Here is a 7,646-nt window from a genome sequence, read left to right on the forward strand (position 1 = left end):
CCTAGAGCTCCTCTCCGGCGGCCGTGAGCTCTGCCATGGCCTGCTCAAACTGTTCATCGTTGGGGGCTTTGCCGTGCCAACCAACCTGGTTCTCCATAAAGGAAACGCCCTTGCCCTTCATGGTCTCGGCGATAATGGCGGTAGGCTGACCCTTAGTGGCGCGAGCCTCGGCAAAGGCGGCGCGAATCTGACCGAAGTCGTTGCCGTCGGCGAGCTCCACCACGTGGAACTTAAAGGCGCGGAACTTGTCGGCGAGCGGCATGGGATCGTTGACCTCCTCGACGGGACCGTCAATCTGCAGGCCGTTGTGGTCAACGATCACGCAGAGGTTGTCGAGCTGCTGATTGCCGGCAAACATGGCGGCCTCCCAGACCTGGCCCTCCTCGCTCTCGCCGTCGCCCAGCAGGGCGTACGTGCGGTAAGTATCGCCCCAGTGCTTGGCGGCGACGGCCATGCCCACGGCGGCGGAGATGCCCTGGCCCAGCGAGCCGGTGGACATGTCGACGCCCGGGGTGTCGTTCATGTTGGGGTGGCCCTGCAGGTGGCTGCCGATATGGCGCAGCGTCTCGAGGTCCTCCTTGGGGAAGAATCCGCGCTCGGCGAGCACGGCGTACAGACCCGGAGCGCAATGGCCCTTGGAGAGCACAAAGCGGTCGCGGTCGGCCTTGCGAGGATCGGCCGGGTCGACATTCATTTCCTCAAAGTACAGATAAGTCATGATGTCGGCAGAGCCGAGCGAACCGCCCGGATGGCCGGACTTGGCAGCGTGCACGCCGGTGACGATGCCCTTCCTTACCTCATTGGCAACCTTTTTGAGCTCTTCGTCGCTCATTGTGCCTTCCTTTCATCCTCTTTAGACAAGATGCGCACGGCGCAGAAGGTAATCCCAACCCAGCCGCAATGCACGTGCGCCATTCATTATGCTGGAAACTGAAGGCTTTACCAGAGTTTTTATCATTATTTGAATAATTTAGCTGGCAGACCCGCTGATGAATCGGTTTATCAATGTGAACGTCTTTTGGATGGAGCGCAGTCTGCCCTACGCGTTAATGTCCTTGAACCCCTCACCGAAGGCTTCCGTAACGTCGGCGACCGTCACGATAGCTTGAGGATCGCGCTCGCGCACGATGGTCTTGAGTGTATTGAGCTCGCGGCGGCTAACGATCACCATAATCACCGGCTTCTCCGCGCCCGAATACATGCCGGTCGCCTTAAATTTAGTGCAGCCGCGACCCAGGCCATACATGATATCGGCCGCGATATCGGGGAAATTGTCCGAGATGATGAGCACCATACGGCGCTTGTTGCCGCCATCGACCACAGCGTCGATCACATAGCCGCTAATTACCATCGAAAGCCCTGCATACAGCGCGTTCTCTAGAGAGAAGACGGGGGCCGATGCCGCGCATACGGCGACATCGATCGCCATGACGGTCGAACCCACCGGCAGCGAGGTATTACGCGAGATAATCTGGCCGATGGTGTCGGAGCCGCCGGTGTTGGCGCCGGCGCGTAACACCATGCCGTAACCAATGCCCGTGATAATGCCGCCCCACATAGCGGGAAGCATCAGGTCTGCATCTGCCAGAGGCGCTACAAACGGGGCAAACAGGTCGGTAAAGAAGCCCAGTAGCACAAAGCCTGTCGCCGTCTGTACCACATAGAACATGCCGCCCTCGCGCATTACGACCAGCAACAGCAAGGCGTTCATCACGATGGTTTGGATACCGACGGGCAGCGACACGCCCCGCGCGGCACCGACCGCCTGGATAATAGTCGCAAGGCCCGTAACGCCACCGGCGGCAAGACCGTTGGGAATCAAAAACAGGTCGGTCGCGATGGCCGCCAAAGCGCACCCAAGCATGATCTGGGGTAGATCGTGGAAGAAGTTCATTGAAAGAATGCGCTTAATATCCAGACGATATGCCATGCTACCTCCCTCAAAAAAGCGCACCCCATTGGGTGCGCTTTGAACTTCTTACCGTATTTGATTCTACCGATTCGCCGAGGAAAAACCACCCCGCGGCGGGTTTGCTCTGGATATAAAACCGCCTGTCCAGAGTTTAGTGTCGGTCCGTGACTCACCCGGGGCTTAAGCGGACGGAGACTCCGCATCAGCATTGCCGGTAGCCCAGCGATGGTAGCCGATCACAAACGGATCCAAGTCGCCATCGTCGAGAACGGCGTCGACGTTGCTGGTCTCCACGCCCGAGCGCAGGTCCTTGACCATCTGATACGGATAGAGCACGTAGCTGCGGATCTGGTTGCCAAAGCCAATCGTGGTCTTGGGACCGCGGATCTCGTCGAGCGCCTCGGCGCGCTTCTCGAGCTCAATCTCGTACAGGCGGGCCTTGAGAATCTGCATACACGCGGCCTTGTTCTGAATCTGGCTGCGCTCATTTTGGCAGGTCACTACAATGCCGCTGGGAAAATGCGTCACGCGCACGGCGGAGTCGGTGGTGTTGACGCCCTGGCCGCCCGGGCCGCTTGCGTGGTACACGTCGACGCGGATATCGTCGGGGTTGATCTCGATATCGATATCGTCGGGCAGCACCGGAATGACCTCGACGCCGGCAAACGTAGTCTGTCGACGCTTCTTGTCATCGGTGGGGCTAATGCGCACCAAACGGTGAACGCCGGCCTCGGCACGAAGCATACCGAAGGCATCCTTGCCCTCAACGGTAAAGGTCGCGCGATCAATGCCAATGACCTCGGCAGCGGGGCAATCGTTGATGGTGACCTTCCAGCCGCGGCGCTGGCAGTACTTCATGTACATCTTAAAGAGCATGAAGGTCCAGTCCTGCGCCTCCAAGCCGCCCTGTCCGGGCTTGATGGTCACAATCGCGTCACCGTGATCGAACTCGCCGGTAAACCAGCTCGAAAGTTCGAGCTCGTCGATGGCGCGCGCCAGACGATCAGCCGTGGCGGCAGCCTCCTCACGCAGTGCAGCGGCATCGGGGTCATCGCCCATTTCCTCGGCAAGTTCCAGCGCCGCGCGGGCATCGGAGAGCTCGCCGCGCGCGGTATCCACGGCGGCAATATCCTCCTTGGCGCGCGCAATCTCTTCCATCGTGGCGCGAGCGGCATCGGCGTCGTCCCAAAAGCCGGGAGCGACGCTCTTGGCCTCAAGCTCGGTCACGTGGGTGCGCTTCTCGTCCAAATGGAGATACGACTCAACCTCGCCGAGCCGGTCCGCAAACGCGTCCAGCTCGGCGGGCGTTACTTCTAAAGCCTCGGCCATTAACGATTCCTGCCGTGGCAGTGCTTGAACTTCTTGCCGCTGCCGCAAGGGCACGGTTCGTTGCGGCCCACGTTGACATACGGGTCGTCGCTCTCGGACTTGCGGTAGGTGGTCACCTTAGCGCCGTTGTTGACAGCTGCCGGTCCGCCCTGGACGGCCGTGCGAGCCTGTGCCCGTGCCTCCTTGCGCAGGACCGAGTTGCCGTTGTCGCCATCGACGTCGGCGGGGCCGGAGAAGCGCGCACCCTCGAGCGCGGGGTCCTCCTTGCGCTCCACAGCGTGCGGGGCGGCCTTGATCTCGATGCGCAGGACGGTGCGCAGGTAATCCTCGTACATGGTGTCAACGAGCATCTGGAAGGCACCATAGGCCTCAGTCTTGTACTCGACCAGCGGGTCGCGCTGACCAAAGCCGCGCAGGCCGATACCGGTCTTGAGGTAGTCCATCTCCTGCAGGTAGTTCATCCAGCGGGTATCGATGACGCGCAACATAACCTGAGTATTGAGCTCGCGCATGAGGTCCTCGCCCAAGCGCTCGGCCTTCATGTTGTAGCACTTCTCGACGTAGGCTAGGACATCGGCAGCAAGGGCCTCGTAATCCTCGTCGGGGAACTTGGGCGTATCGATATGGCCGGTCAGCTCCACGACCCACTTGCGCAGGCCATCGAGGTCGCGCTCGCCGTCGTGGCTGTCCTTAGTGCAAAACTCCTGCACGCAGCGGTACACGGTGTCGTGCATGACCTCGGTGATGTGGTCGGTCAGGTCCTTACCATCCAGAATCTTGTTGCGCTCGGCGTAGATAACCTGGCGCTGCTTGTTCATCACGTCGTCGTACTCAAGAACGCTCTTGCGCATGGAGAAGTTGATGCTCTCGACCTTGTGCTGGGCGCTCTCGACGGCCTTGGAGATGATCTTGTGCTGGATGGGCATGTCGTCGCCCATTTCTGCCGTGACCATCATCTTGGAGACGCGGTCCATCTTGTCGCCACCGAACAGGCGCATCAGATCGTCCTCGAGCGACAGGTAGAACTGGGTCTCGCCCGGATCGCCCTGACGGCCAGAACGGCCACGCAGCTGATTGTCGATACGACGGGACTCATGGCGCTCGGTACCGATGACGGTCAGGCCGCCGGCGGCAAGCACGCGCTCGCGCTCGGCCTTGCAGGTCTCCTTGGCCTCGGCGTTAAACTGCTCGAGCTGCTCGGGCGTCACGTCCTCCATGGTCAGGCCCTCGTACTCCAGGCGCTCGCGCACCAGCTCGTCGGGGTTGCCGCCCAGCAAGATGTCCGTACCACGACCGGCCATGTTGGTGGCGATGGTCACGGCGCCGTAACGACCGGCCTGGGCAACGATATGAGCCTCGCGCTCGTGGTGCTTTGCGTTGAGGACCTCGTGTGCGATGCCGCGCTTGGTAAGGGCTGCCGACAGCTTCTCGGAACTCTCGATGGAGACGGTACCGACCAGGACCGGCTGGCCCTTGGCGTGACGTTGCTCGACATCATCGGCAACGGCGTTGTACTTGGCCTGGATGGTGCGGTAGACCAGGTCCTCGTGATCGACACGCTGCACGGGCTTGTTGGAGGGGATGACCTCGACGGGCAGCTTGTAGATCTCGCGGAACTCGGCATCCTCGGTAAGCGCCGTACCGGTCATGCCGGAGAGCTTGTCATACAGACGGAAGTAATTCTGCAGGGTGATGGTGGCAAGGGTCTGGTTTTCCTCGCGCACGAGCACGCCCTCTTTGGCCTCGATGGCCTGATGCAGGCCCTCGGAGTAGCGACGGCCCTCCATGATGCGGCCGGTGAACTCATCGACAATCTTGACCTCGCCGTTGGTAACGACGTACTGCTTGTCGCGGTGGAACATGTATTGGGCCTTCAACGCCTGCTGCAGGTGGTTGACCAGCTGGCCCGAAAGGTCGGCGTAGATGTCCTCGATACCCAGGCGGCGCTCGATCTTCTTGAGGCCGCGCTCGGTGGCGGCAATGGTGTGCTTGGCCTCGTCCATGACGTAGTCGCCCGTGGGCTCCACGTCCTCGGTGGCGGTGAGCATATCGTGCGACACGTCCTCGCCGCGCTCCAGCCCGCGCACGGCGCGCGCGAAGTCCTTGTAGGTGCTGGCCGACTTGGTGCCGGCGCCCGAGATGATCAGCGGGGTCCTGGCCTCGTCGATCAGGATGGAGTCGACCTCGTCGACGATAGCGTAGCTGTGGCCGCGCTGGACGCGCTGCTCGGGGCGGGTGACCATGTTGTCGCGCAGGTAGTCAAAGCCAAACTCGGAGTTGGTGCCGTAGGTGACATCGGCCTGGTAGGCCGGGCGCTTAAGCTCGAGCGGCATGTTGTTCTGCAGCAGGCCGACGGTCATGCCCAAATACTTGTAGATGCGGCCCATCCACTCGGAGTCGCGCTTTGCCAGGTAGTCGTTGACGGTAACGACATGCACGCCCTTGCCGGCAATGGCGTTAAGATAGCCGGCCAGGGTGGAGACGAGCGTCTTGCCTTCGCCGGTCTTCATCTCGGCGATATGACCCTCGTGCAGCGCCATGGCGCCGATGAGCTGTACGTCAAAGTGACGCATGCCCGTGATGCGCTTTGAAGCCTCGCGCACGGTGGCAAAGGCCTCGGGGAGCATGTCGTCAAGCGACTCGCCGTTAGCATAACGCTCGCGGAACTTATCGGTCTGGCCGCGAAGCTCCTCCTCGGTCATCTTCTCAAACTGAGGTTCAAGCCCGTTGATCTGGTCAACGATCTTGTAGTAGCGCTTAAGGTCCTTATCGGATCCAAAGGACAGCAGCTTTGACATGAATCCCATGTGGTTTTCCTTTTTTGGCCATCGCCCGTAGCGCACTGCACTGGGCGAGTTAAACACAGATAGTTGTACTTTAGCCAAACGGGACGCACGCTATACGCTCGACCTCATCCCCCACGTAATAACTACGACCGACCTGCCAAAAAGGGACGTTTTATTTTAGTGGCTACGGCCCAGATAAGCGCCGATAACTTTGCGCTGCTCGGCGCTCGCCCGATAGTAGACGCGAAGCTCGCCTTCGGCATTCAAATCAAAGCGCGCCTCGTCAATCAGGCCATTCTTGTGCGCGGTCATGAGCGCCTCCTGCATGCGCGGCCTTGCAAAGGCGGCAAACGATGCATACTCGGCCGCGAGATCGGCCATCACATCGTCGACGCAAGCCTCGTCATGGCAAACAAAATAATCGAGCATGGCATAGTTAAGCGGAAGCATCCCGATCACCGTCCTTTTTAACCATGTCGAGGGGATTCACGGCAATCAGGCAAATGCCGACGAGGTTGACGACGGCCGCCACCCATGCGACGGACGGAAGCGCGTAGCCGTCAAAGCCCAAGACCAGGCCGACGATAATCCACGTAAACAGCGGCGCTGTAAAGGTATAGGTGCCGTTGATGGCCATGCCCAGCGCCGTGCCGCACATGGAGTTGGCGCGATACCAGCTCATAAACGAAAAGTAGGCGGCAAAACCGGAGCAGGCGAAAAACACGACGGAGGATTTGTCGGTGAGCGCTTGGGCGACAAGGACGTAACTCTGACCAAGGGACTCTCCGCATGCCAAGGTTAGGACCGGCAGTACCAAGCACAGGTTGCCGACCCCCGAGACAAGCTGACGGATGTTGATGGCGATCTGAGGATCGATCATGCAGGTGGCGCGGCCGCCCACGCATCCCTCGACGCCCCAGCACAGGGCGGCTAACAGCGCCAGGCCCAGGCCAAGCGCCACGCCGGAAGATGCCTGCCCGCTCAGGCCGGCGCTACCGATCATGGCGCCGGCGACCACGCAGACAACGATGCCGGTGACGACACGGGGGCTAAGCGGCTGTCGGTAGAGCACGCGGGCGAGCACCGCACCGATCGCGGGGTTGAGCGCGGCGATGGGCACGGCAAGCGTGCCTGCCTGCGAAAGCGCGATAACGTAGGCGGCAGAAGCGATGGGCCCGCCAATGAAGGCGGCGGCGATAACGATGACGCCGGGCTTTGAGGCGATGCAGCGGCCTAGGTCGGCGAGTTTGCCCTGACCGGCAGTGAAAAACGTGGCCCAGACGGCACTCAGCACGTCATTGACGCCCGAGGCGATCGTGGGCAAGATGAATACCGCCAAAAGGCCGGAGGGAGCAAATGCATCGAACCAACCGGCCCAAACGCCAAAGAGCTGACCGGCGGTAACAAAGGCCGTGTACAGCGCATACATGCAGCTCGAAAGCGCCGCGACAGCGATACCCTTCCTAAAATAGGCAGCATCGAGCGCACGCTTCTTTGCCACCGCGAGCTCGCGATTACCCAAGGACGTCGATGTGTCCACGTAGCCTCCTATCGGTTACCTGCCAAAAAGGGACAGGTTTATTTTGGCAGGTTTTATCTGGGCAAACGAAAAATCGGCC

6 protein-coding genes are annotated in these 7,646 nt (G+C 60.7%); all 6 read right to left on the reverse strand.

Annotated elements, in window-relative coordinates; all coding sequences use genetic code 11:
* Position 1: 1 nt before the first annotated feature.
* The gene (locus tag ACQRAP_RS00810; protein WP_154516003.1) at positions 2–832 is read right to left on the reverse strand and encodes a transketolase; all 831 of its coding nucleotides are present in this window, start codon (positions 830–832) and stop codon (positions 2–4) included.
* A gap of 207 nt (positions 833–1,039) precedes the next feature.
* Positions 1,040–1,930, reverse strand: coding sequence for a YitT family protein (locus ACQRAP_RS00815; RefSeq protein ID WP_427727413.1), 891 nt, complete (start codon positions 1,928–1,930; stop codon positions 1,040–1,042).
* Between the two features lie 162 nt (positions 1,931–2,092).
* Positions 2,093–3,241: a peptide chain release factor 2 gene (prfB, locus tag ACQRAP_RS00820; protein ID WP_154516009.1), complete on the reverse strand. Its 1,149-nt coding sequence runs from the start codon at positions 3,239–3,241 to the stop codon at positions 2,093–2,095.
* Entirely contained in the window at positions 3,241–6,048 is a 2,808-nt protein-coding gene (secA, locus tag ACQRAP_RS00825) for a preprotein translocase subunit SecA (RefSeq protein ID WP_427794656.1), read from the reverse strand. Before secA ends, prfB begins: the two co-directional genes overlap by 1 nt.
* Before the next feature lie 156 nt (positions 6,049–6,204).
* The gene (locus ACQRAP_RS00830) at positions 6,205–6,477 is read right to left on the reverse strand and encodes a hypothetical protein (RefSeq protein WP_427794657.1); all 273 of its coding nucleotides are present in this window, start codon (positions 6,475–6,477) and stop codon (positions 6,205–6,207) included.
* Complete coding sequence (locus tag ACQRAP_RS00835) at positions 6,464–7,567, reverse strand: hypothetical protein (RefSeq protein ID WP_427794658.1); 1,104 nt, start codon at positions 7,565–7,567, stop codon at positions 6,464–6,466. Before ACQRAP_RS00835 ends, ACQRAP_RS00830 begins: the two co-directional genes overlap by 14 nt.
* Positions 7,568–7,646: the final 79 nt, after the last annotated feature.

This window comes from Collinsella sp. SGI.180 (assembly GCF_050313455.1).
GTDB lineage: Bacteria > Actinomycetota > Coriobacteriia > Coriobacteriales > Coriobacteriaceae > Collinsella.